This is a genomic window from Francisella philomiragia subsp. philomiragia ATCC 25015 (assembly GCF_000156715.1).
GTDB classification, from domain to species: Bacteria; Pseudomonadota; Gammaproteobacteria; order Francisellales; family Francisellaceae; genus Francisella; species Francisella philomiragia.
The window spans coordinates 402,187-428,930 of sequence record NZ_DS999311.1 but is presented as its reverse complement, the minus strand read 5'-3'; the positions used below and the strand labels follow the sequence as shown (position 1 = coordinate 428,930).

Below are 26,744 nucleotides of genomic sequence, written 5' to 3'. Positions count from 1 at the left end.
ATTTTATAATGATTTAGAAAATAAAAGCATTGATCTTAATAAAAAAACTATATTAAGTAAAAGCTCTGCAAATATTGAGTATACAATAACAAAAAAACCAGTTTATAACTTGGTTATAAAAATTAATAACCCAAATTCTCATCATGAAGCTCGTAGAAAAAATATAGAAAATAGTATAGAAAATAAAAAAGTAATAAAAAATATCTCTGTTTGTTATAAGGGGTATGAAACTTGTTTTAATTTACATATTGAAAGTAAGGCTAAATTTTATTTGTACTATATCTCACTGTGTTTATCTCTGATAATCTCAATATTTTTCCCTATATATATCATATATAGCCAGCTCTTATTAATTAACCTTATGCGATTTAAAAGAATATTATTTAAAATAACAAAAAATGATATAAAGGAATTTTATATATTTACTCCACGGAATCTTAAATTAATACCCAAAACTATTTTTAAAATAATTATTTCTTTAAAAAAAGAAATAAAAAACACACGATTTACCCTAAATGCAATATCTCATGATCTAAAAACTCCTCTAACAAAAGCAAAACTTTTAATAGAAAATAGAGATACAAATAATCCTATGATTATTAGCTATTTTAATGATATAGAGTATCTTTTTTCACAAATTACTACATATAATAGGAGAGACAATAATAAAGAGAAGTTATCAAAAATTGATATTGTAGATTTTACAGAATGTTTGTATGATGATTATAATATGCTTGGTTACCCTATAACATTTTTTTCATCGATAGAACATGGTGTAGTATATATACAAAACCAAGCTATGAGGAGGGCATTTGTAAATATTATAGAAAATGCTTTTAAATATGCAGGTTCTGTAAGTATTTCTATTATTGAATATGATAAAAAAGTTATACAAGTTTCTTTTGTAGATAATGGTCCTGGAATTTCAGAGAATGACCTAAAAAAAGTATTTACTCCTTTTTTTAGGTCAAATATTGCTAGAAACAGTATGGTGCCAGGTACAGGGCTGGGATTATCTATAGTAAAAAAGGTACTAGATATAAATAATGCTCAAATTGAAGTAATGAATAATGAGCCTGAGGGTTTAAAAGTTTCTATTAAATTTAATAAAATATAATCAAATATCTCCTATAGTGTTTGACTTTTGGAGTTCAATATTTAAAGAATAGCCATTTTGAGAGCTAGTAACAATAATATTTTTTTCTTTATCTCCAATCTTTTTTCTTAGTTTGCTTATTGCAACATCTATTTTTCGACTGTAACCATCATAAGGACAGTTATATACAGCTTGAAATAGATCATCACGATTTACAAACTCATACACATTATCAATAAGTAAAGATAGTATAGAATATTCAATCATACTCAAGTTATAAACAATATCTTGTTCATTCTTAATAGTTTTCATTAATGTATCAAAAACAAATCCATTAAAAGTTACATACCTATACTCTTCGACTTTATTGGCACTAAGAATACTCTTAACTTTTGCTAATAATAACTTTTTATTAAATGGTTTAGATATATAGTTTTTCGCTCCAAATTCATAAGATAAAATTTGATCTATTTCATCATTAGAAGCAGAGGCAATAATAATGTTAATATTTTTACGTGAACGAAGTCTTTTACAAAAGTCCAACCCATTTTCTCCAGGCATCATAATATCTAATAATATTAAATCAATCTCTTTAAATGACTCTATAATTCGCTCTGCTTTAACAGTAGATTCTGCTGTATAAATATTATATCCTTCATTTTCAAGAATATACCTTAGGCTATTCAAAATTTCTTTTTCATCATCAACAATTAGAATACTCTTCATAAATCACCTCTAAATATTATTATTTCACTTAAATGAGAAATATATAAAATTATTTATAAATATTTACTTTAGTCCAAGCGTCTACGCCATATTTACCAGTTGGCTTATATGCTTTTAAAGAGCATAAATTTGACTCAATGCCAAGGTTACATCGATATAATTCTTTACCAACAGCCACTATTGTTCCTCCTTTATAATCTTTAATATTATTAGGATAAATATAGTCTGCTCCTTCTGGTGTAATTTCCTGATTATTATTAATGTCAAAAAATGTATTGGTAACATCATTCCAAGCAAGAAAACCTTTCTTCTCTATAGGGTTGTACAAAGAATCATTACAGTATAATTGTTGTCGACATTCAAATCTTTTGTTAGCAGTATTAACTATTTGACCTGTTTTATAATCTCCGATACCTTTAGGATAATTAGGTATTTCTCCACTTTTAAGTCTATAATATTTTTTATTCCCACTATTGCTATCTTTTTTTAATTGAAGCTCTTTCCACGCAAGATCTCCATATAGTCCTCCTGGAATATATATTTCATCATTACAAAGTTTAAAATCTAACGTGGATTTGCACTTATATACTTTACCTGCAAAGTTGACGACTGTGTTTTCATCGTATGATCCTATTTGATCTGGATATATTATAATATTCATATTATTACTTTGATTTTGGCCAAATACCTTCTTCAAATACTTGCTGGTGCTTATATTTGTTGAAACTATTGGTGGTAGATGGATATTAGCAATCAAATTAGTTGTACTCCAAGGGATATGCTTATAATTTAGCACTTTGATATTAGTAGCATCAAAGTCCATACTCCAAAGAGCAAAACCAGCAAAAGAAGCTCTATTTTTTTTCATAAGATTGATTGCTTCATTTATATCTGTATCTGATAGTCTATATATGTTTCTTTTTGATGAGATACCTTCAGTAGCAGGAATCATAAAAACCAACTTATTAGCAGGTATATTAATAGGTTTATCTATCTCATATTTAGGTTCATTAGCTTTAAATCCTTCTTGGGTAGTCAAAGCCCAAGCAAGTGAAGCTATAAATTTGGCATAACTATCAGACGGTGAAATTTTAGTAAACTGACCATTTTTATGCTTAGAAAAGCTCAAAATAGCTAGAGAAATATCTTCAGAGAATGTATCTAGCAAAATATAATTTATATTACTCATGCCAATATCTTCTAACATCTGAATATAAGCATTATTACTGTAAATATTATCCACACCATTTTTAGCTAATGGAGCAACAATATATTCCCATTCAGGAGAAAAAGTTAACCATAGATTATTATTATTTTGTTTGAGGACTGTTATTAGTTTATTTATTTTTGATGCTATAATTTGAGCATCTTTTTCGTTTTTAGGTATAGCTTCATCTGATAAGTCAAAATTTATACCATTAAAACCATATTCATTAATAGTCTTAACTAAATTGTCAAGATTTACGGTTTGCCAATTAATACTTGAATTATTATCCTCAAAAGAAACTAAAATATGTTTTCCTTTTGACTTCATATAACTAATAAAATTTTTCAGTTCTGAGGGGCTATATATCTTATCTATAGAACTATCGTTTCGATTTTTAAACAATATCTTAAAGTCACCATTTTTTGTATATGTTACAGCAGCTGCAATTATTAGGTTGTATTTACAAACTTCAGGATTTTGGTCGCAGTATTCTTCATTTTTGGGCATTTTTATATCCACAGGGGTAGTATCCATCAACTCATTTAGAGCATTAAAGCTATTACTACCCCACAACGGTAAAAAGCCAGCAATAACAGGACTTTTTTTTGTGTTATAAATTTGCGCGCAAATATTATCATAAATACAGGCTTTAAGGTCTCTGGCAAAAGCTCCAGGATTACTATAAGAGTCTCCATATAAATCTGCAGCATAATCAGTATTTAAAGACCATCCAGCAACACCCACAAATCTAGGTTTAAACTTAAGTTTTTCAAATTCCGGTAACATGAGTTTAATAGCTTCTTTTGTGTTTAGAGATATTGTTGCATCACCTTTTGGATGGTAAATGGTATTGGCTCCTCCCGAAATAGCATTTGTTGGCTCAGATATTATAATCTTTGTCTGAGAAGGTATATTAGTATTATTCATGACTTCTAAATAGCTATTGGAAATAAATTCAGGATCATATTGAGGAGGGTTATTGTATTCTTGCATAAAAAGATAGTCTATAGATCCGCTTTCTATGGCTTTATCATAATCATTGCTTTTGCCTGTAGTTACAAGCTTATAATCATTGATTTGAGGCTCTACAGAAATAACTATATTTGTATCAAGTTTTTTAATATCTGATAAAAGCTGACTAAGAAATTCCGGATATGTAGATTTTCTTAAACTAAAAACAATACCATCTATATCGTTCTCATGTAAGAAAGTAACTATGTTTTTAGCCAAAAGATTAACATCAAAAGAGGAAACTTGCTTTCCTAGAATTATGGGGTCTTTCCCTAATTTATTTATATCAGGGTGAAATGTATTTGGAATACCTCCAACAGCTAATAAAACTTTCATTCCAGTTTTTTTTGCTTCTTTTATTTTATCTATGGTCGTTTGTATAGAAGTTGAATTAGATGAATAAAAGCCAATATCAGTATTGTATACCTCGCCATAAGCAATAATAATGACATTATAACCATCACTTCTAGCCTTTTCGATATCAACTCTAGATGTAGAATTAGGAGTCCTAATATCTAAAAAACCTGCTATTATTCTTTTAGGTAGTAGATTTAAAGAGGAATCAGTTTTATCAATATTTATACTTTCTCTTGGTTGAGCAACTAAATATATAGGTGTAATAAAAAGAAAAACTAAGAATAGAGTAAAAAATCTTCTCATTAATAAATGTAATTAAATATATAAAATAATTTCATTATAACTTTTTTTTTAAAAAAGTTAACTTAAGTAAGAGCAAATTTAATTATGACTATTTTTTAAAGACTAAATATTCTTAGGTATAAGTTGTCTATGCTTATTAATCATTAGGCTCTAAACACTCATCACCACTACCCTTGTAGCAAACTTTGTTATTAGGTTGTTCTTTCCATAAGTTTTTATTGTATGGCTGTACAGTATATTCTGTAGTAATAACTTTGAAAGCATCAAGTATTTCGGTTTCGGAAGGGGTATTAACTAAACGCTTATCTCCTATTTGGTTTGCATATGCATAAGAGTCAACGGTCATAAAGTATTTTCCGTGTTTATCAAATTTAGAGCCTGGATCATTTGATATACTTGCAGGCCCAAAAAATCCAATTCCAGGCATATATGCCAAAGCATTAGCTACTAGCTTTTTATCAGCTTCATCGATATCTATATCATTCCAACAGTTTCCATTTTTGCCATCTATCTCTTTTAATGATAGTTTCTCTAGATATGTCTTTACTCTTTCAATTCTTTCTCTTTCAGTATCTTTAACTCTATCATTATCTAGTAAATTTTCATATTGATTTGCAAGATTTTGTAAAATATCCTTTTTTACTTGAATATAATCAGCATTTTGGCTTTTAAAACCTTTGTTTAGTAGCTTCATTACACTTTTATTATCTTGATTTGAATTTAAAGGAATAATATGGTGAAATGCAACGACACCTAGGCCGACATTTTCAAAACCAGAGCCTTCATTTTTATAAAATTTGTATCTATCTGTTTGAGTTCCAAGAATTAACTTACATGCCTGTGCTGATGAAAATGTATTTATAGATAATAGACAAGCCGCTAGTAGAAAAAATTTCTTTTTCATGATTTTGTTCTTTTCTCTTTTTAATTGTTTTACGAAAGTTATTAACACTAGAATGATACATTTTTGTATGTAAAATGATGTTAAACATAGTGTCAAATTGTTAAAAGATGTAAATTGAAAGAGATATTCGTACGTTTAGAGATTTTATTATTTTGTTTAATTCTTTTAAGAAAAACTAAGTTGCATACAAACTGAAGATAATGCAACAATACCAACAAAAAATATAAAATATTAGCGTTTATTTGTATATCTACCAATCTCTACGCTATCTTCACGCCAATAGTTTTTATCAAAATAATTAGAGTCGTTAGTCATTATCTTTGGATATGCAGCGTTTTCTAAACTTATTAATGCTGATAATTTACTAGCTAATTGCTTGTCAGAGCGATCTAAACTATTATATGAATCATGTAGGTCTTTAAGTTTTTGATATCTTTCTTTTCCATAAGGAGCTTCATCTGCATATATTGATCCTTTGTCGAATATATCGCCTGGATCGTTAGCTCTGAGAGTATTATTAGGACCCATGAAGCCATTGACACCAAAATAGTTTAACGCTACGTTATTGCAATCACCAGCGCCCTCATCTACAATAGTCAGATTACCAGTTTTAAGCTCTCTCAAAAAGTTTATCGTGTGATCAATATTAACAGTATAATTTTCATTTGCAGAGTTATCTAGCTGAAGTTCTTCTAATGATTTTATAAATTTGTCAATAATATTATTTTTGTTTCTTTGACTAAGCTCCTGAGAGTTGAGTACTGTTTTCAATATAGAACCCCATTCACCCATAGGAATAACATGATGAAATGTAGCTGTTATAGCATTGGGGATTTTTTGATTAACGTTATATGCATTAAGATGAGAGCGATCTGCAGAAACCTCATATTCTTGATAAACTGGAGAGCTAGTTCGACCTGTATCCCAGCGACAAGTATCAGCTATAACATTGCTTGCAAAGCACGCTAATCCTAAAGATAATAATATTTTTGTTTTCATAATTTACCTCTTTTCTTTAATTGTTTTATGAAAGTTATTAACACTAGAATGATACATTTTTGTATGTAAAATGATGTTAAACATAGTGTCAAATTGTTAAAGGATGTAAATTGAAAGAGATATTCGTACGTTTAGAGATTTTATTATTTTGTTTAATTCTTTTAAGAAAAACTAAGTTGCATACAAGCTGAAGATAATGCCACAATACCGACAAAAAGTATGAAACCATCAGCTAGTAGATTTTTGTATTGCTTTAAATATTTGATTTTATAGATACTATAGATAGGCATAATAAATAGTATTACAGCCAAAACAAGTCCACCAATACTAGATATCATATCAAGTATATTTGGGTTTAAGTAAGCAACTAACCAACATGACAAAAATACTATAGAAAGTGTAATTGGTTTTATAGTTTTTTGACTGATTGAGTTTTTTGAGATTTTGCAAACTATACCATCTATACCTTCTTTTGAGCCTAAATAATGACCAAAAAAAGACTTACTCATAGCTACTATAGCAACCAATGGGGCTATATAGTCTAAAGAATAGTTATCAAAATGGTTTGCTAGATAAGATAATATTGAAACATTCTCTTCTTTAGCAGTCATTAAGTCATCTGGAGATAGAGTTAACATTGAGCTAAACACAAATATAACTACTGTAACAATCATTAAAATGTTACTAAAAGCAATAATTCTCGATGCTTTTTTATCGGCATCTTGCTTATATTTAGTTTTTGTATAAACAGCTAACGATGAAATAATTGGCGAGTGATTAAATGAGAATATTAGTATCGGCATGATTATCCATATAGCTAATAAAACACCCGAAAAAGAGTGATTATACTCAAAGCTATTGCGTAGAATATTAATATTCCAGTATGGAATCATCCATAGTGAAAGCACTAATAATGCTATGATGAATGGGAAAACCAAAAAGCTCATCACGCGAATAATTAGTTTCTGACCAAAATTGATGATAAATACTAATGAAAGTATAGTAAAAAAGCTTAAAAGGAATCTATTTTGTATATCATAGTGGAGCTGATATTTAAAAAAGCTAACTAGAGTATTTGTAATACCAACGCTATAAACTAATAGTATCGGTAATATGGCAAATAGATATAAAACATTAAAAATAATACCACCAAACTTACCAAAATAGTCATCAGCGACTACAGTAATGTCAGAATCAGTATTTGGGTTAGATATTACAAATCTGCACAATGCACGATGTGACAAAAACACCATTGGAAAAATAAAAACTAATACTACAAGTATTGGTATAATTCCTGAAATTCCAGTTTGAATTGGTAAAAAAAGTATGCCAGCGCCAATAGCCGTACCAAACAGGCTAAGTGACCACATAAAGTCTTCATTTCTTTTCATAGTAAATATCTAGTTAAAAATATAAAAAATAGTATTTACAGAAAGCTATATTCAGCAATCTATAAACTAAGTTCAAAAATAATTAATAAAATTTAATGTAAAAAGAAGAGATTGTCAAAAAAACAAAGCTATAAATATCTAATTAAATTTAGTTTTGTGACTTTAGAAGTAATGATAATAGAGACATTCTGATAGGAACACTATATTTGATTTGTTCAAAGTATTTTGCACACTCAAGCTCATCAATAGATCTATCCATCTCATCAACTCTTGGTAGAGGGTGAAGGATTATGAAGTTACTAGAGGCTGAAATATGCTTTCTATCTAAGTAGCATAAATCTTTATTTTCTAAATAACTCTCTTCATTTGGAAATCTCTCTCTTTGAACACGAGTTACATATAGTACATCTAAATCTTCTAAGACATCACTATTTACTTGTTCTAGTTCTATGAAAGAATTGCCATTTTTTTCAACAAAATCTCTAAGTTTCTCTGGTATTTGCAGTTCTTTTGAAGATATAAATTTAAATGTAGCATTATATTTAGCTAGGATATTGGTTAGTGAATGAACTGTACGACCATATTTCAGATCACCTAAAAAACCAACTTTTAGGTTATCAAGAGAGCCTTTCTCGGAATAGATAGTATATAAATCAACCAATGATTGAGTAGGGTGTTCATTCTCACCGTCACCAGCATTTATCACAGGTGAGTGAACATATTTTGAGAACTCTTCAACACTATGTGGCTTAGGATGACGCATAACTATTATGTCAGCATATTGATCCATCATTCTACCTGTGTCATCAAGGGTTTCGCCTTTTTGGGTAGAGCTAGAAGCACCGTTTTCTAGTGATATAACCTTACCACCAAGTCTATTCATAGCAGATTCAAAAGAGAATCTAGTTCTAGTACTTGGTTCAAAGAAAAGAGATGCTAGTATTTTGTCTTCTAAATCTTTGATGGGTTCTGAATTAGCTAGTTTATTTTTATAAATATCAGCTTGATGAAATAGTTTATATAAGTCATCTTTAGTAATTTGATCGCCTCGTAGAAGCTTTTGAAATGATAGCATTTTAATACTCCAGAAGATTGTTCCCCTTTGGAACGAAGGGGTGGTAGTAGAAGACACCCCACCCCACCTATCGGCACCCCTCTCAAGAGGGGAATAGGGTATTTTTTAAAAAAAAGTAATGGATCCTATGGTTTTAAGCCATAGGAAGACACATTTTAACTATTAATCCACTCTTTAACAGTTTTAACATCAAAATCATTATTGATTTTGCGCATATCTTTAGCTGCAATAACAAAAGCCTCAAAAGCACCTGCCGTCGTCACATATGGTACTCTACTCATAATAGCAGCTCTTCTAAGAGCTAAGCTGATATTTAACTCTTGTCTAATTGATGTATTAACAAGTAGATCAACCTCGCCGGCTTCGATAGCATTAACTGTACTATGAACCTGACTGTTACCAATATTGTCCGAAGCTTTATCAAATAGCTTACAAGCAATACCATGTTCTTTTAAGAAGCGCTCAGTACCTTTTGTTGCAAAGATGTTAAATCCTAGTTCTATCAGCTCTTTAACAGGTTCTATTATTTTTGGTTTATCAGCGTCACTTACAGATATTAGAATATTTCCTTTTAGAGGTAGTTTATTAAAAGACATCTCTTGAGCCTTATAAAAAGCTACTCCAAAAGATCTATCCATACCCATTGCCTCACCTGTAGATTTCATCTCAGGGCCTAAATAGCAGTCTACATCAGCAAATCTACCAAATGGGAATACAGCCTCTTTGACAGAGAAATGTCTAGGGATAGGGTTATTTAAGATAAATTCAGATAGCTTCTTACCAAGCATAAGTTTAGTAGCAATATTTGCGATACTATTACCTGTTGCTTTTGCTACAAATGGTACAGTTCTTGATGCTCTTGGATTTACTTCAATTACATACAACTCGCCATTTTGATATGCAAATTGGACATTCATTAGACCTATGACATTTAGTTCTCTAGCTAACTTGATAGTTGCTTGTTTAACTTCTTCGATTTGCTCATCCGATAATGAACGAGTAGGGATAGAACAAGCTGAATCCCCAGAGTGAATACCTGCTTCTTCAATATGCTCCATAATGCCTGCGACAAATACGCGATCACCACCATCAGCTAAAGCATCAACATCTAGTTCAGTTGCATTTTCGAGGAATTTGTCAATCAAAATAGGGCCTTCAAGGATACATTTAGCATTGGTTTTAATATATGCATCAAGCTCTTCTTTTGAATGAACAATCTCCATTGCTCTACCACCTAATACATTAGAAGGTCTTACAACAACAGGATAGCCGACATTGACAATTTTCTTCTTAAGTTCATTAATTGTATAGGCAATAGTATTTAGAGGTTGTTTCAAGCCAACTTTATCTAGTAGTTCTTTGAATCTTTCTCTATCTTCAGCTAGATCAATTTTATCTGGATCTGTACCTAGTATAGGGATGTTGTTTTCATGAAGAGCTGATACAAGTTTCAAAGGAGTTTGACCACCAAACTGTACAATTACACCTAGCACTTCGCCTTTACGCATTTCATTTTTGATAATATCAAGAACATTTTCAGCCATCAAAGGTTCAAAGTATAATTTATCAGAAGTATCATAATCTGTAGAAACTGTCTCGGGGTTACAGTTAATCATGATAGTTTCGATACCTTCTTCTTTGAGAGATTTAGCAGCATGAACACAGGCATAATCAAACTCTATACCTTGACCAATACGGTTAGGACCGCCACCTAATATTATAACTTTCTTTTTGTCAGAAATTTCTGATTCACAGTCGCGTACGATTTCTTCGTAGCTATAGTGTTCATAAGTTGAATATAAATAAGATGATTTAGAGTCAAATTCAGCAGCACAAGTATCTACTCTCTTAAAAGTAGGGTAGATTTCTTTACCAAATCTAAAGTTTCTAATATATCTCTCAGTTCTACCAACAAGCTCAGCAATTTTCGCATCAGAGAAACCTAGATTTTTATAAACAGAGAATTCTTCTTTGCTATTTGGTAGACCTGTTTTTTTAAGCTTCTCTTCAGCATCTACAATAATTGCAATTTGTTCAATAAACCAAGGATCTATTTTACAAGCATTATAAATTTCTTGTTGAGATATACCATATCTAAGAGCCTGAGCTACTCTTAGTATTCTCATAGGAGATAACTCTTCTAATGATTTTAGGATAGCTGCTTGGTTTTCTTGTTTGGTATTTGACTCACTTACACCTGCTATTTCAACTTGATCAAGACCTGTTAAGCCAGTTTCAAGTGATACCAGAGCTTTTTGTAAGCTTTCTGTGAAAGATCTACCAATTGCCATAGCCTCACCAACAGACTTCATCTGTGAAGATAGATTTGATGGTGTAGTAGGGAATTTTTCAAATGTAAATCTAGGAATTTTGGTAACGATATAGTCAATAGTTGGCTCAAATGATGCTGGAGTAACTTTTGTAATGTCATTATCAATCTCATCAAGAGTATAGCCAACAGCTAGTCTAGCAGCTACTTTTGCAATAGGATAACCAGTAGCTTTAGATGCTAATGCAGATGAGCGAGATACTCTTGGGTTCATCTCGATTACAACAAGCTTTCCAGTTTCAGGGTTTACAGCAAACTGTACATTTGAACCACCAGTCTCTACACCTATCTCTCTAAGTACAGCGATCGAAGCATCACGCATGATTTGGTATTCTTTATCTGTTAGAGTTAATGCTGGAGCTACTGTGATACTATCACCTGTATGGATACCCATTGGGTCGATATTCTCAATTGAGCAGACAATGATTGAGTTATCAGCTTTGTCACGGATAACTTCCATTTCGTACTCTTTCCAACCTAATATTGATTCATCAATTAGTACTTCATTTGTTGGTGATAGGCTTAGACCATTTTTGACAATTGATTCAAACTCTTCTTTTGTATAAGCGATACCACCACCACTACCACCAAGTGTAAATGATGGTCTGATAATAGCCGGTAGACCAATATCTTCTAGAGCCTTACAAGCTTGCTCCATCGTTTGTACTACAACGTTTCTGGGTACTTCAAGACCAATTTTTGCCATAGCTTTGTTAAATCTTTCTCTATTTTCTGCTTTGTCGATAGAGTCAGCTTTTGCACCAAGCATTTCAACATTATATTTTTCTAAAATACCAGCTTTGTCTAATGCTAAAGCACAGTTAAGCGCAGTTTGTCCACCTACTGTAGGCAAGATTGCATCGGGTCTTTCTCTAGCGATAATTTTACCAACACTCTCAACCGTAATTGGCTCAATGAAGATCTTATCTGCAGTTGTTGGATCTGTCATGATTGTTGCAGGGTTTGAGTTTACAAGATAGACTGTGTAGCCATCTTCTTTCAAAACCTTACATGCTTGAGTTCCTGAGTAGTCAAACTCACATGCTTGACCGATAACAATTGGACCGGCACCTAAAACTAAAATACTTTTTATATCTGTTCTTTTTGGCATTTTATTAATTCCCTTTTTTACTTTCTGCTATCATCTCAGCAAATTCATTAAATAGATATTTACAGTCATGCGGACCAGGTGAGCTCTCTGGGTGATACTGTACCGCAAAAGCTGGTCTGTCTTTGAATCTTAAGCCCTCAACTGTACCATCAAATAGTGAACTCATATGAATCTCGATATTATCTGGAACTACATCATCACAAACCACGAAACCATGGTTTTGGCTGGTAATAAGAACTTTTTTAGTATCAGCATTGAGTACTGGTTGGTTTACACCACGATGACCTTTGTGCATTTTTTTAGTTTTTAGACCAGCAGCTAGAGCTAGTAGCTGGTTACCTAAACATATACCAAATATTGGCATCTTAACTTCTAGAAGTTTTTTGATAACTGGCATAGTGTAGTCAGAAGTAGCAAATGGATCTCCAGGACCATTTGATAAAAACACGCCATCAGGGTTGTGTTTCATAATATCTTCATAAGTACTATCAGCAGGTACTACAGTTACCTTAAAGCCAGCATCTACTAGATTTCTTAAGATATTATATTTGACACCATAGTCGATAACTACAACACTATACTTATAGCTTTCTTGCTGTTTGTACACTTGTTGACCTAGTGAGAATGTATGTTCATTCCAGTCGTATTCTCTATTTGTAGTTACACTGATTGCAAGGTCTCTACCGTTTAGGTTTGATTTGTTTTTGATACGTGATCTAACGTAGTTTGCATCTAGAAACTCGCCTGGTTTGACCGAAAGTATAGCAACTCTTACCGCACCTTCTTTGCGTACTTTACGTACGATTGCACGAGTGTCTACACCACATATACCAACGATATTTCTATTTTTTAACCATGTATCTATATGTTTTTTTGATCTGAAATTTGATGGGTTAGTTAAATTCTCTCGTACGATTAAACCCTTAGCAAATACACCTAGTGACTCGTTATCTTCATTATTTATACCTACATTACCTATATGGGGAAATGTAAATGTGATTATCTGACCAGCGTAAGATGGATCTGTAAGAGTTTCTTGATAACCTGTCATTGATGTATTGAAACAAATTTCGCCGTCTGTCCAACCACGAACTCCTATTGATCTACCAAGATAGTATGTACCGTCTGGAAAAACCAATATAGCATTAGTCATATCGTTAGCTAATATCATAATAAAAACAACCTTTTTGTGATGAATTGAATTGGAAGAAAAAATATTTGAAAAACTTTTCTGTCATTACTTTTTACAAAGTTAATAGGCAAATTGAAAGTATTGTAGGCATTCGAGACCTATATGTAAAGGCTGTTTTCTCAAGTTTTGACTAAAGTTGATTTTGGTCTAGTTTTAAAGCTATTTTTATACTACAATTAATTTTTATCTCTTTTGATTTTTCACTTTCATAGTCTGCAAATACCTATTATAAAAATGCGCATTTAAATATCTGCTGTAGGAATTGTGATATTTGGTTTATGCTTATGCTGGCTATTTGTAGGAGAGTTTTTGGGAAATTTGGTGTAAAAACTATGCTAATTGCATAACAGGAGGTGGAAAAGAGTTAGAACTCATACCACTAACTTTATATAAACTAAAACCAAAATTTAAAGTTGCTAAACTAATTGTGATTACTAGGACTGCTTTTTTCATTTTTAATTACCTTTTTTATTATGTTCTGTATCGAGATGTGACTATTATTGCAGAGTTTCATTATAAATAAAAATATGTTATTTTGATTTAATATATAAGATATTCTGATATGTAATGATTTATCTAAGTCGATCTGACAAATAGCCATATCAATCTATAAAATCATAGTTTTCATTTTTTAAAATGTTAATATATGAGAATTATTTAAAAAGACTTCTCAACAAAGTTATGAAAAAAATTATTGCGACTTTCACATTACTATTTTTGTTAATACCACTAGGTTATTCCGAAGGTAAGCTAGTTTTTGTATCAATGATTACACGCCATGGTGATAGAGCACCTTTTGCCAATATCAAAAATGCTGAATATGATTGGGGAACAGGACTGTCTGAACTTACTCAAATTGGTATGAATCAAGAGTTTAATCTAGGTAGTCAGCTAAGACAAAGATATATCAAAAACTTTAAATTACTTAATTGTAAGTATGATAATCAAAGTATTTTTGTGTTATCAAGTCATACTAATCGTACTGTAGAGAGTGCGCAAAGTTTATTAATGGGGCTGTATCCAGCAGGTACTGGTCCAGTTTTAGATAACGGACAATATGCTATCAATGGAGGCTTTCAACCAATTCCTATTATGACTTTGTCAGCTGAATCTAAACTTATACAATTTCCTTATGAGCAATATCTAGCTGTGTTGAGAGAATATATCTATAACTCTAAAATATGGCAAGATAAGACTAAAGAAGCAGAACCTAACTTTGCAAAATGGCAGCAAATACTAGGTAATAAAATATCAGGATTAAATGATGTGATCACTGTAGGTGATGTTTTGATAGTTGCTAAGGCACATGGTAAACCTCTACCAAAAGGACTATCTCAAGAAGATGCTGATCAGATAATAGCTCTTACAGATTGGGGCTTGGCACAACAGTTCAAATCACAAAAAGTTGCCTATATTATGGGAGGCGAACTTACTAATAGAATAATACAAGATTTAAATAATGCTGCTGATGGTAAATCTAAATATAAAATGACTTATTATTCAGGTCATGATTTGACTCTTTTGGAAGTAATGGGAACATTAGGAGTACCTCTAGAAGAAGCACCAGGATATGCAAGTAATATGCAATTTGAGCTTTTCAAAGATGGCGATACTTACAAAGTTAAACTTAGATATGATGGTGAATATGTCAAATTACCAATTATGGATGAGGATGATAGTTGTACACTAGATGCTTTAAATAAATATATGCAAAACATCAACGATAAATTCAAAAAATAGATTTAATTATTTTCTTAGATAAGCTGTGTAATATTGCTCAGTCATCCCTTCAGCCTTTCGATAGTCTGGGATATTTTCTCTTTGCTTACTATCAATTAGTTCAAACTCAATATTTGGAGAGAAGTTCTTTATCAGCTCAGCTTGAGTAACACTATATGGAGGAGTCTGAGATTTTTTGTCATGTTCCATCACGAGTAGTAGTATTTGAGTATTATCAGAGCATACTTCTAGCATCATCTTTGAGTATTTAGTTCTTATATCTTCTGGCAAAGCAACATAAGCTCCTCTATCATACCAAATATCAAAAGCGGGTAGGTTTTTGGCTATTTTAGGTAAGTTAAAAATATCTGCTACATATATCTCGATGTCATTGCCTTTGTAACACTTATAGTCACTCTCTTCGATAATTTCATATTTGATATTATTTTGGCTAAAAAATGATAAAACAGCTTTTTCTGAAAGTTCGATACCGACTACTTTAATTCCCTTTGATAGGAAGTATAGCATATCTATACTACAGCCACACATTGGCACCAAACACACCGAAGAGTCGTTTATGTTGAATCTACAAAAGTGTTTAACCAAAAATTCATTAGGAGCTTCTTGACAAAAATCGACATCATTATTTTGCCATCTATCAAGCCAGTATTGATTATTATTAAGTTCAAACTTATTCATATTTCAACCTTGTAAATAGTAGGATTTCCCATAAAGTTAGTGTCATCCTCATGCTTGACAAAGGGACCTCTTAGATATCTGAGAGATTCCAACCTGTGCAGGGATGATCAAATGGATCAGATCGCTATTTTCTAATTAGCAATTATTAATCTATAGACATATTAACATGAACGATTAGATAAATATTACTTTTAAATATGGCGATTTATACTATGGTTCTTTATAATCTCGATAGATTATAAAGGAGGAAAAAATGTCAAATCAAAGTTTACTTATCAAAAATGCTACAGTTGTAAATGAAGGCAAAACATTTAAATCTGATGTTTTGGTAGAGAATGGCAAGATTGCTCAAGTTGCTGCAAATATAGACAAATCAGCAGATAAAATCATAGATGCAACAGGGCTTCATCTGCTACCAGGTATGATTGATGATCAGGTACATTTCAGAGAGCCTGGGCTTATGCACAAAGGCGATATCGAGTCAGAATCGCGTGCTGCTGTAATGGGCGGTATCACATCTTATATGGAGATGCCGAATGTAAGTCCAGCTACTACAGTAGTTGAACGACTAGATGAGAAAAAAGAGCGTGCTGCGGCTAGATCACATGCAAACTATGCTTTTTATCTAGGTGCGACAAATGATAATGTTGAGGAACTAAAACGCCTAAAGCCAAATGATGCTTGTGCTATCAAAATCTTTATGGGTGCATCGACTGGTAATATGCTAGTGAATAATCCGGAGACTTTAGAAGGCTTTTTTAGAGATAGTCCATTACTTATAGTAACTCATTGTGAAGATACGCCAATGATTACCGAGAATGAAAACAAAGCTCGTGAGAAATATGGTGAAAATGTACCTTTTGACTTACATCCAGAGATTCGTTCACGTGAAGCATGTTTTAAATCATCTGATCTTGCAGTTGGCTTAGCAAAGAAATATAACTCAAGATTGCACGTATTACATCTAACTACAGCTGAAGAGATGGTACATTTTGATAATACTATTCCTCTTGAAGAAAAGCGTATCACAGCAGAAGTTTGCGCTCATCATTTATTCTTCTCGCGCAAAGATTATGCTGATAAAGGCTCACGTATTAAGTGTAATCCAGCAATCAAAGAAGAGAGCGATCGTTTAAAACTGTTAGAATGTGTCGCTAATGATACTATTGATGTAATCGCAACAGATCACGCACCACATACTTGGGAAGAGAAACAAGGCACTTACTTTAAAGCTCCAGCAGGTTTGCCACTTGTTGAGCAGGCGCTTATTTCAGTTTTAGAGCACTATCACAAAGGTTTCTTAACTTTAGAGCAAGTGGTACAAAAGACAGCACATGCTCCGGCAATTGTCTACAAAGTAAAAGATCGCGGCTTTATCCGTGAAGGGTATCATGCTGATTTAGTGCTTGTAGATCTTAATGATCCACATACTGTGACTGATGAGTGTTGTCATTATAAATGTGGTTGGACTCCATTTAATGGCATCACTTTCCAATCAAAAGTTCAGACAACAATTGTAAATGGTGTAGTTAAGTATCATAAAGGTAAAGTTGTTAGCGATCAAAGAGGACAGTGTTTAGAGTTTAATCATGAGTTTTAGGATAATTTTCTATGAATAGTATTTTATTAGCTATATTAACAGCTATCTTTACTTATATTGTTACTTCTTTAAAGATTAGAACAGATTATAAATACCTTCGGGAGCAAAAGTGGCTAGATAGAGAATTGGATGTGGCAAATAAATCATGGGAGTATCTACAAGTTTGTAGGGGTAGTATATTAATATCAATCAATACTTACAAAGAGTATAGGTATATTGAAGGTCTTGGTGAGGAAGATAAAAATGAATTATATAAGGCGTTAAACTTCGATGATTCAGAAATCAAGAAGCTGCAAAAAAGTGGAATAGAGACACAAAAAGAGTATGTATATATTGTAAATAAGAAAGAACTAAATAAAGCATATGAGAACTATATTAAGTTTGAGCGAGAGTATAATAATACAAGAATGTTTCTGCGTCCAGAACTCAAAGAGCCCTTCAATGAAGTCTCTAAAAAGATATATGATATTCTCCTAGCTAGAAAACGAGAATTAAATATTAGATCTGATAATGCTAATCTGGAAATTTATGAATATTATTCTGAGGTGGAAAAGTTATTAAAAGATTTAGAATCAAAATTAGAATTAGTTATTTTTCAAAGAGGTTGTTTATTTAGAGATATACCTTCCTTATTTATTAACTGTTGTAGAAAGGTCAAGAAACATTTAGAGATCTAGAGTTAAATTTATATGTTTCATCTCTTTTTTATATAGCTTTATGCTCTAATCATTTGTTTTTGACATTACTAATCTCTGATGTGCATATTCCCCTTCAAATATTGAAGGGGTGGCTTGCGTAGCAAGACGGGGTAGTATTTAGTCATCCTATGGCTTGACCATAGGATCCACTTGAGAGTTTAAACTGAAAATAAGAAATAGATTTTACGATCTAGCCGTAGAATGACAAAACGAGTTATTTTATATACTCATCAAACCAAGCAATTTGCTTAGCTAGTATTTTCTTTAAAGGCTCACCTTCATAACATTCATAGTGACTAATTCCTTCTAGAACCATTAGCTCTTTTGGCTCATTAGCTTTTTCATACAATATATGTGACTCTTCAACAGGGTTTACAGAGTCAGTATCAGAGGCAACTATTAGTACAGGGATTTTTAAATCACCAATATAGTTATCTGGTTTATGCGACATAGTTTCATTAACTGTAAGAAACGGAATTTTAATATCAAAAGCATCATACTCTTTACTATATCTTTCATAAAAGCCTTTAGACTGCTCATCTGTAAGTACTTTATGTAAAGGTACCATCATCTCTTTACCAGTTTTTTCTTTTTTCGCTAACATTTTGTCAATCATGCCAAGGAATTTCTCTTTTTCTTCATCTGACATGCTGCCTGTGATTACTCTCTCACCATTTCCAAAAGTTAGCTGAACTGATAGACATTTGACAAGATCATTTTGTGCAGCTGCTGTGATAGCGTTAGCACCACCATAAGAAGTACCCCAAAGTCCAATTTTATTAGAATCAACAAAATCTAAACCAGCAACATAATCAATCGCAGAATGAATATCTTCAATTTGTAGTTTTGGCACTAGTCGACCTCTTTCGCCTTCGCTCTCGCCAAAGCCTCTATAGTCAAAGTTAAGTACAACATACCCAGCCTTTGCAAAAGCTTCTGCATATGCCGGTAACAATACTTCTTTAAACCCAGCAAAACCATGACATAAAATTATCGCAGGATATTTGTTATTTTGATCAAAGTTTTCAGACTTATATAGTTGCGCTGATATATTACACCCATGAGATGTGAAGTTTACTTTTTCCATATTGCTTCTAGTTGCTAGTTTATATATTTGTGTAACTTTATTTTAGCAGAAATTAAACGTGGTAACTTGCAGAAGAGATTTTTATATACAAACTTATTATGACAAAAGAGTATACTAGTTGTAAGTAAATCTTATTATTGACATTCAACATGGATAAAGAGCAAATAATTACTGCTACACAAAATTGGGTCAAAACATTTGTTGTAGGAATGAATCTTTGCCCATTTGCTAAGCGTGAAGTTGTTAAAAATAGAGTTCGCTATTTTGTCTCACAAGCAACAACCACAGAGCAATTATTAGCAGAAGTACAGGCAGAACTTGAGTTATTAGAGAGTGACACGAATATTGAGACAACTTTAGTTATTCATCCGTATATTTTACAAGACTTCTACGACTACAATGACTTTCTATATGATACAGATAACCTTTTGATTGATATGTCATTAGAAGGAGTTTATCAGATTGCAAGTTTTCATCCTGATTATCAGTTTGAAGGGGTAGGCTTAAATGATGTTGAGAATTATACAAACCGTTCGCCTTATCCGATGTTGCACTTGATTCGAGAAGAGTCTCTTGAGAGAGCAATAGCAAACTATCCAAACCCTGATGATATACCGCAAAGAAATATTGATTTGATGAATAAGTTAGGAATAGATAAGGTTAAAGCTTTATTGAAGTCTTGTATGGATATAGCTAATCCGAATGACTTTTGAAACCATTTTTGTCATCCTATGTCTTGACCATAGGATCCACTTATTATGAGCTTTAAACTTGGATTCTACGATCAAGTCGTAGAATGACATATTTTCTTTCGGACTAACTATATCTGAAATATAATAGACTATTTTATCGGTATCATAACTTCATTAGTACGCAAGAATGGTATTGTCCATGGCGGATTATACCCAGCTGCCTCAGGTTGACCGACTATCTCGTAATCGTTGGCTTTTATCCATGTTTTAAGTTTAGTCGTATTGCTATCTATAGAATCTTTGTCTAGGAAACCACTAAATGTAACTACCGCCATTTTAGTTTCAGGTTTCTCAACCAATTTGATTTTATCACTAGTTGGTTTTGGAGCATTTTGTAGAGTATATTGAGCCGGTAATACAAAAGCTATAGTCCATGATTTATCGTCTCCAGCTATCATTACTGGAGCTGTCATCTGAATTTTTTGTGATGATTTTTCTATTTTGACAGGAGCAGTCATTTGTATATCTTGTTTAGTAATGTTTGCACCAGTTATGTATCTAAACAAGAAGCCAAAACCTTTGTTGACAGCAGATTTATAGTCAGAGTCTTCAACAGTTACTTGAGCTTCAGTAAGAGGAGCATAAACTCTAACAGAAAAATTATCATCTGTTTTAATATTTGTATATTTAGCTTGAGGAGTATTATTGATTCCAACTATGCTACAAGATGATAATGCTAAAGCAGATATTACCGATAAAGATTTTTTTAACATATCTTACACTCCTTAGGAATTGCTGTAAAAGATATCTATACTTATCATTATAAATCACAATATGGTTATCTAAGAGTTAAAGTTTTGTAAGGTTAGGTTGTTATAATCGTGCAAAACTTAAATAAAATAAGGTTTAAATATGACTAAATTACTCAAAATAATAGCGCTACTTGCTGTTATGGTAGGAACTTCTTATTCTTCGGTTGAAAAGACTCTTAATCTTTTGGTCGAAAGAGCTTCTTTGATGCAAGGTGTCGGAATATGTAAGCATAAGCTTAATAGTCCTCTATATGATGCAGATCAAGAGCTTAGAGTACTACAAAATGCTCAAGCTTTAGCAAAAAAGAATCATTTAGAATCTAACTCGTTTCTGATTTTTATTCAATTACAAATGGATTTATCTAAGCAAATAGAAGATTATTATGCAAAAAATGCAACTCAGCAACAGCTTGAGGAACAAAGCTCAGATTGTTTGTCTATATATCGAGATAAGATTAAAAAAGTTGATGAACAACTCTATCCGGCAATAAGTCAAAATATTAATGAAATTAATAAAGATAAAGACTTAAATAAAGAGCTTAGTGAGCTTGTGAAAAAACAAAATATTAAAGGTATTCCTCAAAATCCAAACTATATAGAGTTATTAGCAAATAGTTTGCAAAGTATTAAAGTAGCTCAATAAGTTGATTTAAAGAATTAAAAAGAGAAAATCTTAAGATATTAGTTATTTTTTATCCATTTTTGTCTTAAGTCTAAAGTAAATGGATATTCTTTATTCTTAGGCATTTGATGGAAATTAAACTGTTTAGAGCTACCTTTTTTATCTACAATAACTCTCTTAGTCTCATTACTGTAAGCAGTATTACCAGTAGCTGATACAACAGGATCATTTTCAACAAGATCACCTTGTGAATGATTGAAATCCCAGTATCTATTAATTCTACGTGATTCCGCTTCGTATGAGTTAACAGGGAATGTCTCATAACTTCTGCCACCTGGATGAGAAACAAAGTAGTTAAAGCCACCTATAGATCTATTATTCCATTTATCAACGATATCAAAAGTTAATGGAGTATCAACACCAATAGTTGGATGTAATGCTGACCACGGCTGCCATGCTTTGTATCGAACACCACTGACATACTCGCCTTCAACATTTGTCTTTGATAATGGGATTTGTACACCATTACATGTTACAGCATATCTTTCATCGTTAAAGTTTTGGATTTTTAGCTGTAATCTCTCTACAGAAGAGTCAACATATCTTGCAGTTCCTTGAGAGCTAGATTCTTCACCTAATACATGCCATGGTTCTATCGCAGCTCTTATCTCGCAGTGCATATTATTGATAGTAGTCATACCATATAGAGGGAATCTAAACTCAAAGAATGGATCAAACCACTCAAGTTTAAACTCATAGCCTTCATCATTTAGGAATTGTACAACTTCTCTGATATCTTCTTTTACATAATGCTCTAATAAGAACTTATCATGTAGTCTTGTCCCCCAGCGTACTAAGTCGTGTTTATATGGTTTTTTCCAAAAACAAGATACCAATGCTCTTACTAATAGCATTTGCAATAGTGCCATCTGAGAGTGAGGAGGCATATCAAATGCTCTAAGCTCTAAAATACCTAATCTGCCAGAGCTACTATCTGGTGAGTAAAGTTTATCGATACAAAACTCACTTCTATGTGTGTTACCAGTAATATCAGTCAGCATATGTCTAAACAATCTATCAACTAACCAGAATGGTACATTTGAGTCATCATCGGGTATTTGTGAGAAGGCTATTTCTAATTCGTATAGATTTTCTAGTCTTCCCTCATCAACTCTTGGTGCTTGAGAAGTAGGACCAATAAACGCACCACTAAATAAGTATGATAAACCAGGGTGATGTTGCCAAAATGTTATCAAACTTCTAAGCAAATTAGGTCTTCTTAATAGTGGTGAATCACTTGGCTTAGCAGCACCTAGAGTGACATGGTTACCACCACCAGTACCCGTATGTTTGCCATCAATTGCAAATTTCTCTGTGCCAAGTCTGCACTGTCTAGCATCTTCATATAAACCAAGTATATTATCACTTAGCTCTTTCCATGAGTGTGCTGGCTGTATGTTTACTTCTATAACACCAGGGTCTGGAGTTACTTTTATTCTATCTGTTCTATTATCTTGAGGTGGCTCATAACCCTCTATAATAACTGCTATATTTAATTTTTTGGCAGTTGCTTCTATAGAGGCTATTAGATCTAAGAATACTTCAGTATCATTTATCGGTGGTAAGAATATACATAGCTTATTATTTCTAATTTCTGTAGAAATAGCAGTTCTTACAAATGCACTATAAGTATTATGAGGTGTCGTATTTGAGTTAATCTCTTTTGCTCTTTGCTCAACCGGTGTTATATAGTCCCCAAGGTTAGGGTATGATGCAAACAAGTCTGTTTCGACAGATTTTTCAATCTCGACATGTGGCTTAAGAATTAATGAGTCTAAAGGAAGTCTAAAGCCAAGTGGAGAATTACCCGCTAATAAAAATAGGTTCCCTCTTCTAAACTCCCATTTAGAGCTTATCCATTTTGTTTTACCAAAATCTAAAGGCAGTACATAACCAACTTCTTCATCTAGTCCAAAGCTTAACTTCTCAGCTATAGTACGTCTTTCTAAAGGATCTTTGAGATTATATTTCATCGGATCGACATCTATCGGAAGTTCAGCCTCTTTCATTATGTAGTAGATAGGATCTTCATAAGCAGCTACGATATTTTGATCGCTAACTCCTAAAACCAAAGATAGTGTAGATAAGAATTTTTTAGCATCAGCAGTTTTGTATGGATATGATTTATTCATATCTGCCAATAATTCTGGGTTTTTCCATACTGGATTACCATCTTTTCGCCAATAAACAGTAGTCTGCCATCTTGGAAGAGGCTCTCCTGGATACCATTTACCCTGAGCATGATGTAACAATCCACCATTAGTTGTAGATGATAATAATTTTCTAGCTAGTTTATTAGCTAATTCTCTTTTGTGTGGACCATCGGCCTCTGTATTCCATTGAGCTGACTCCATATCATCTATAGATACGAAAGTTGGCTCACCGCCCATTGTTAGTCGTACATCATTTTCAACTAGATCTCTATCAACTTTGAAGCCCAAATTGTAGATATCTTGCCATTGGTTTTCTGTGTATGGTTTGGTAACTCTTGGAGACTCAAATATTCTTGTGACCTTGTTCTCATAAAAGAACTCTGTTTCACAGACATCAGTAGCACCCTCGATAGCATGAGCACTATTGTAGTGAGGTGTACAAGCTAGTGGAATATGACCCTCTCCAGCAAAAAGCCCACTAGTAGAATCTAGACCAATCCAGCCAGCTCCAGGTACATAAACCTCTGTCCAAGCATGTAAGTCTGTAAAGTCTTCTTCTGGTCCATTAGGTCCATCTAATGATTCAACATCAGCTTTTAGTTGTACTAAATAGCCAGATACAAATCTTGCTGCAAGACCAAGATGTCTTAAAACTTGTACAAATAACCAAGAGAAGTCTCTACAGCTACCAAGTTTTTTATCAAGAGTTTCTTTAGGAGTCTGAACACCTGGTTCAAGTCGGATAGTATAGTTAAGAGTGTTATATATTTTCTGATTTATCTCTACTAAGAAGTCTATTATAGGTTTTTTAGATTTGTCTATAGAAGCGACAAAGTCTCTTAACTCTTTTGAGTCATCTTCTAACTCTAGATATGGTGCTAATTCTTTTTTCAAATCTTTTTTGTATTGGAAAGGATAGTCTTTTGCTCCCTCTTCAACAAAGAAGTCAAATGGGTTGATAGTAATCATGTCAGCGATAATTTCAACATCAATACAAAACTCATCAGTTCGTTCGGGAAAGACTAATCTAGCTAAATAGTTTCCAAACGGATCTTGTTGCCAATTAATAAAATGATTCTTTGGCTTAATCTTGAGAGAGTAAGATTCTATTGGTGTTCTGCTATGTGGAGCAGGTCTTAACCTTATAATATGAGGAGATAATGAAATTTTCTTATCATATTTGTATTGAGTTCTATGAGAAATAACTACTTTTAAAGCCATAATAAACCTACCTTTTATGCTTCTGTAATGAGATATATAGATAAAAATAATTATCTATATAGTCTAATAATACATAATTTTAAGGATTTTATGAAAAGTAAGTTAGTATATAGAGTTAAAAATTTTGAAAAATATAAATTAAAAAGTAGAAAAAACTAAATTAATCTGAGGCTTTTAGATAGATTTATCATAATTTGACATAGATAAAAATGAGAAGCTCAAAATATAGTTTACTATCACCATAAATTAAACTAATATATAGTTTCAACATCGATTAATCATTTGAGAAACTTAATGAAAATAATGTTCTCAGCAGATGGTATCTCTAAGTCTGATTTAGAGAAAACAGCCATTGTTTCAAAGTATGTTGACTGTGTTAAAATTGGTCATATCCTGTGTTCAACGCTATCCTTTGAAGAAATTCATCAATTAGTTGGCGATAAAGATATTTTTTTGGATTTTAAGTTACACGATATCCCAAATACAGTTAAAACTGCAATAGAAAACTACTCAAAAGCTATCCCAAATTTTAAATACTTCACATTTCACGGTACTGCTAGTGATGAAATGGTCAAAGCAGCACTTGCAGCAGATACTCAAGCAATACCATTAGCTGTGATTACTCTTAGTAGTGATGCTAATTTTGATAAGGCAGATAGTCTAGCAAAATTTCAGAGATGTGTGGATTTAGGTGTGGAAAACTTTATATGTCATCCACATTTAGTTGCAGATGTTAGAGCAAAATTTGGGGATAAAATCAAGTTATATGTACCAGGTGTGAGACTTGAGAGTGACTTAAGTGATGATCACTTTAATGCTTTGACACCTAAAAAAGCTAAAGAGCTAGGCGTTGACTACATTATCGTAGGTAGACCCCTACTTCGTGCTGATGATATTGTTGAGAAGCTAAAAGAGTTTGAGTGTTAAGATGCAAAATCAAGATCTTAAAAGAATAATAATCTCGCCACCGTTTGGCAAATATCTTAAATTTACCGAAACATCGAATGTTTATGGTTCTTTTACAGTTAATAGACGCTGGGGACTTATCAAACAAGCTCTTAAAACTATCCGTAAAATAGATAAAAATGCTTGGCGTAATAAGATTGGTTTGCGTAATCCAGGGTTGGCAAATGCAAAGCCACCGAAAAGGTCGCAAGATATTATATCTTTGGCGGCATTAGAGATGTCAGACTGGCATAGTTTTGCAGAGACTTTAAAGTTACCAAAGTTTGCCAATCATAAAAATATTGAGATAAATATAGGTTGTCCTAATGCTAGTATTGTTGATTTTCCTGCTGAGCTAGCTCAGATATTTGTTGGTAGAAATATCAGTATCAAAATGCCACCAACTGTAAATCATAATGCTAAGATTAGAGAATATCTTGCCGTAGGGATTACAACTTTTCATCTATGTAATACTATCCCTACAGATAAGGGCGGTATCTCAGGTTATCCCTTACATGAATACAGTTTGCCTGCTATCAAAAAAGCTAGAGAAGAGTTCGGTGATAGTATCACTATTATTGGAGGTGGTGGTATTTACACGCTAGATGATGCTAAGAAATATATCGAGGCAGGGGCAGATCACTTATCTCTAAGCTCTATAATGTTTAATCCTATTAGAGGTAAAAAGCTAGTAAAAGAGATTGTCAGGAAGTTTGGCTTTTAATTTTTTTTTCA

Annotated in this window: 21 protein-coding genes; 8 read left to right on the top strand and 13 right to left on the bottom strand. The window is 32.4% G+C overall.

The features are described 5' to 3' along the window. Nucleotides 1-361: 361 nt before the first annotated feature. Nucleotides 362-1,117 carry a sensor histidine kinase gene (locus tag FTPG_RS09850; RefSeq protein ID WP_234367125.1) on the top strand — a complete coding sequence of 252 codons (756 nt, stop codon included), beginning with the start codon at nt 362-364 and terminating at the stop codon, nt 1,115-1,117. Here FTPG_RS09850 and FTPG_RS02390 read toward each other — a convergent pair whose 3' ends face one another. From FTPG_RS02390 to FTPG_RS09940, 9 genes are all read right to left on the bottom strand, one after another. Next, nucleotides 1,118-1,822, bottom strand: a complete 705-nt coding sequence (locus FTPG_RS02390) for a response regulator transcription factor (protein ID WP_004286821.1) — start codon at nt 1,820-1,822, stop codon at nt 1,118-1,120. It abuts the gene before it with no gap. A gap of 49 nt (nt 1,823-1,871) precedes the next feature. Beyond that, complete coding sequence (locus tag FTPG_RS02385; protein WP_004286820.1) at nt 1,872-4,700, bottom strand: glycosyl hydrolase family 18 protein; 2,829 nt, start codon at nt 4,698-4,700, stop codon at nt 1,872-1,874. Nucleotides 4,701-4,836: 136 nt separating this feature from the next. Beyond that, the gene (locus tag FTPG_RS02380; protein WP_042519870.1) at nt 4,837-5,604 is read right to left on the bottom strand and encodes a hypothetical protein; all 768 of its coding nucleotides are present in this window, start codon (nt 5,602-5,604) and stop codon (nt 4,837-4,839) included. Between the two features lie 231 nt (nt 5,605-5,835). Continuing rightward, nucleotides 5,836-6,603, bottom strand: coding sequence for a hypothetical protein (locus FTPG_RS02375; protein ID WP_004286818.1), 768 nt, complete (start codon nt 6,601-6,603; stop codon nt 5,836-5,838). 161 nt (nt 6,604-6,764) lie between these two features. After that, nucleotides 6,765-7,994: an aromatic amino acid transport family protein gene (locus tag FTPG_RS02370; protein ID WP_004286817.1), complete on the bottom strand. Its 1,230-nt coding sequence runs from the start codon at nt 7,992-7,994 to the stop codon at nt 6,765-6,767. Nucleotides 7,995-8,142: 148 nt separating this feature from the next. Further along, the gene (gene pyrB, locus FTPG_RS02365) at nt 8,143-9,069 is read right to left on the bottom strand and encodes an aspartate carbamoyltransferase (RefSeq protein WP_004286816.1); all 927 of its coding nucleotides are present in this window, start codon (nt 9,067-9,069) and stop codon (nt 8,143-8,145) included. 155 nt (nt 9,070-9,224) lie between these two features. Then, a complete protein-coding gene (gene carB, locus FTPG_RS02360; protein WP_004286815.1) occupies nt 9,225-12,509 on the bottom strand; it encodes a carbamoyl-phosphate synthase large subunit in 3,285 nt (1,094 codons plus the stop codon). Nucleotides 12,510-12,513: 4 nt separating this feature from the next. Continuing rightward, nucleotides 12,514-13,680 carry a glutamine-hydrolyzing carbamoyl-phosphate synthase small subunit gene (gene carA, locus FTPG_RS02355; protein ID WP_004286814.1) on the bottom strand — a complete coding sequence of 389 codons (1,167 nt, stop codon included), beginning with the start codon at nt 13,678-13,680 and terminating at the stop codon, nt 12,514-12,516. A 351-nt stretch (nt 13,681-14,031) separates the two neighbouring features. Then, nucleotides 14,032-14,154: a hypothetical protein gene (locus tag FTPG_RS09940; RefSeq protein WP_261986289.1), complete on the bottom strand. Its 123-nt coding sequence runs from the start codon at nt 14,152-14,154 to the stop codon at nt 14,032-14,034. 228 nt (nt 14,155-14,382) lie between these two features. Here FTPG_RS09940 and FTPG_RS02350 point away from each other — a divergent pair, with 228 nt between their 5' ends. Beyond that, nucleotides 14,383-15,441, top strand: coding sequence for a histidine phosphatase family protein (locus tag FTPG_RS02350; protein ID WP_004286813.1), 1,059 nt, complete (start codon nt 14,383-14,385; stop codon nt 15,439-15,441). Nucleotides 15,442-15,447: 6 nt separating this feature from the next. On the opposite strand, the gene FTPG_RS02345 is transcribed toward FTPG_RS02350, so the two are convergent. Next, nucleotides 15,448-16,119 (bottom strand): thiopurine S-methyltransferase, encoded by a 672-nt coding sequence (locus FTPG_RS02345; protein ID WP_004286812.1) that lies wholly within the window; start codon nt 16,117-16,119, stop codon nt 15,448-15,450. Between the two features lie 253 nt (nt 16,120-16,372). On the opposite strand from FTPG_RS02345, the gene FTPG_RS02340 reads away from it, so the two are divergent. Continuing rightward, complete coding sequence (locus FTPG_RS02340; protein ID WP_004286811.1) at nt 16,373-17,719, top strand: dihydroorotase; 1,347 nt, start codon at nt 16,373-16,375, stop codon at nt 17,717-17,719. Nucleotides 17,720-17,730: 11 nt separating this feature from the next. Beyond that, on the top strand, nt 17,731-18,396 hold the full coding sequence (locus FTPG_RS02335) for a hypothetical protein (protein WP_004286810.1): 666 nt from the start codon (nt 17,731-17,733) through the stop codon (nt 18,394-18,396). A gap of 235 nt (nt 18,397-18,631) precedes the next feature. Here FTPG_RS02335 and uilS read toward each other — a convergent pair whose 3' ends face one another. Next, nucleotides 18,632-19,531: a UilS family quorum-quenching N-acyl-homoserine lactonase gene (gene uilS / locus FTPG_RS02330; protein WP_325144834.1), complete on the bottom strand. Its 900-nt coding sequence runs from the start codon at nt 19,529-19,531 to the stop codon at nt 18,632-18,634. Nucleotides 19,532-19,653: 122 nt separating this feature from the next. Here uilS and FTPG_RS02325 point away from each other — a divergent pair, with 122 nt between their 5' ends. Then, nucleotides 19,654-20,217, top strand: coding sequence for a DUF1415 domain-containing protein (locus tag FTPG_RS02325; RefSeq protein ID WP_004286808.1), 564 nt, complete (start codon nt 19,654-19,656; stop codon nt 20,215-20,217). Between the two features lie 128 nt (nt 20,218-20,345). Here the strand turns inward: FTPG_RS02325 and FTPG_RS02320 are convergent, their stop codons facing one another. Next, nucleotides 20,346-20,969, bottom strand: coding sequence for an SOUL family heme-binding protein (locus FTPG_RS02320; RefSeq protein WP_004286807.1), 624 nt, complete (start codon nt 20,967-20,969; stop codon nt 20,346-20,348). Between the two features lie 139 nt (nt 20,970-21,108). Between FTPG_RS02320 and FTPG_RS02315 the strand changes: the two genes are divergently transcribed. Then, complete coding sequence (locus FTPG_RS02315; RefSeq protein WP_004286806.1) at nt 21,109-21,651, top strand: chorismate mutase; 543 nt, start codon at nt 21,109-21,111, stop codon at nt 21,649-21,651. Nucleotides 21,652-21,689: 38 nt separating this feature from the next. Here the strand turns inward: FTPG_RS02315 and FTPG_RS02310 are convergent, their stop codons facing one another. Further along, nucleotides 21,690-25,064, bottom strand: coding sequence for a transglutaminase family protein (locus FTPG_RS02310; RefSeq protein WP_004286805.1), 3,375 nt, complete (start codon nt 25,062-25,064; stop codon nt 21,690-21,692). A 294-nt stretch (nt 25,065-25,358) separates the two neighbouring features. Here FTPG_RS02310 and pyrF point away from each other — a divergent pair, with 294 nt between their 5' ends. Together pyrF and FTPG_RS02300 are read left to right on the top strand one after the other, a co-directional pair. Beyond that, nucleotides 25,359-25,991: an orotidine-5'-phosphate decarboxylase gene (gene pyrF, locus FTPG_RS02305; RefSeq protein WP_200150468.1), complete on the top strand. Its 633-nt coding sequence runs from the start codon at nt 25,359-25,361 to the stop codon at nt 25,989-25,991. 1 nt (nt 25,992) lies between these two features. Further along, a complete protein-coding gene (locus tag FTPG_RS02300; protein WP_035722151.1) occupies nt 25,993-26,733 on the top strand; it encodes a HisA/HisF-related TIM barrel protein in 741 nt (246 codons plus the stop codon). The last annotated feature ends 11 nt before the right edge of the window (nt 26,734-26,744 follow it).

What these genes read in the sequence shown, in the direction of transcription:
- FTPG_RS02390 (WP_004286821.1), bottom strand. Translation starts at nt 1,822, where the DNA reads ATGAAGAGTATTCTAATTGTTGATGATGAAAAAGAAATTTTGAATAGC.
- carA (WP_004286814.1), bottom strand. Translation starts at nt 13,680, where the DNA reads ATGATATTAGCTAACGATATGACTAATGCTATATTGGTTTTTCCAGAC.
- FTPG_RS02385 (WP_004286820.1), bottom strand. Translation starts at nt 4,700, where the DNA reads ATGAGAAGATTTTTTACTCTATTCTTAGTTTTTCTTTTTATTACACCT.
- FTPG_RS02300 (WP_035722151.1), top strand. Translation starts at nt 25,993, where the DNA reads ATGCAAAATCAAGATCTTAAAAGAATAATAATCTCGCCACCGTTTGGC.
- carB (WP_004286815.1), bottom strand. Translation starts at nt 12,509, where the DNA reads ATGCCAAAAAGAACAGATATAAAAAGTATTTTAGTTTTAGGTGCCGGT.
- FTPG_RS02310 (WP_004286805.1), bottom strand. Translation starts at nt 25,064, where the DNA reads ATGGCTTTAAAAGTAGTTATTTCTCATAGAACTCAATACAAATATGAT.
- FTPG_RS02325 (WP_004286808.1), top strand. Translation starts at nt 19,654, where the DNA reads ATGGATAAAGAGCAAATAATTACTGCTACACAAAATTGGGTCAAAACA.
- FTPG_RS02340 (WP_004286811.1), top strand. Translation starts at nt 16,373, where the DNA reads ATGTCAAATCAAAGTTTACTTATCAAAAATGCTACAGTTGTAAATGAA.
- FTPG_RS02370 (WP_004286817.1), bottom strand. Translation starts at nt 7,994, where the DNA reads ATGAAAAGAAATGAAGACTTTATGTGGTCACTTAGCCTGTTTGGTACG.
- FTPG_RS02350 (WP_004286813.1), top strand. Translation starts at nt 14,383, where the DNA reads ATGAAAAAAATTATTGCGACTTTCACATTACTATTTTTGTTAATACCA.
- FTPG_RS09940 (WP_261986289.1), bottom strand. Translation starts at nt 14,154, where the DNA reads ATGAAAAAAGCAGTCCTAGTAATCACAATTAGTTTAGCAACTTTAAAT.
- pyrB (WP_004286816.1), bottom strand. Translation starts at nt 9,069, where the DNA reads ATGCTATCATTTCAAAAGCTTCTACGAGGCGATCAAATTACTAAAGAT.
- pyrF (WP_200150468.1), top strand. Translation starts at nt 25,359, where the DNA reads ATGAAAATAATGTTCTCAGCAGATGGTATCTCTAAGTCTGATTTAGAG.
- FTPG_RS02320 (WP_004286807.1), bottom strand. Translation starts at nt 20,969, where the DNA reads ATGTTAAAAAAATCTTTATCGGTAATATCTGCTTTAGCATTATCATCT.
- FTPG_RS02315 (WP_004286806.1), top strand. Translation starts at nt 21,109, where the DNA reads ATGACTAAATTACTCAAAATAATAGCGCTACTTGCTGTTATGGTAGGA.
- FTPG_RS02335 (WP_004286810.1), top strand. Translation starts at nt 17,731, where the DNA reads ATGAATAGTATTTTATTAGCTATATTAACAGCTATCTTTACTTATATT.
- FTPG_RS09850 (WP_234367125.1), top strand. Translation starts at nt 362, where the DNA reads ATGCGATTTAAAAGAATATTATTTAAAATAACAAAAAATGATATAAAG.
- FTPG_RS02380 (WP_042519870.1), bottom strand. Translation starts at nt 5,604, where the DNA reads ATGAAAAAGAAATTTTTTCTACTAGCGGCTTGTCTATTATCTATAAAT.
- FTPG_RS02375 (WP_004286818.1), bottom strand. Translation starts at nt 6,603, where the DNA reads ATGAAAACAAAAATATTATTATCTTTAGGATTAGCGTGCTTTGCAAGC.
- FTPG_RS02345 (WP_004286812.1), bottom strand. Translation starts at nt 16,119, where the DNA reads ATGAATAAGTTTGAACTTAATAATAATCAATACTGGCTTGATAGATGG.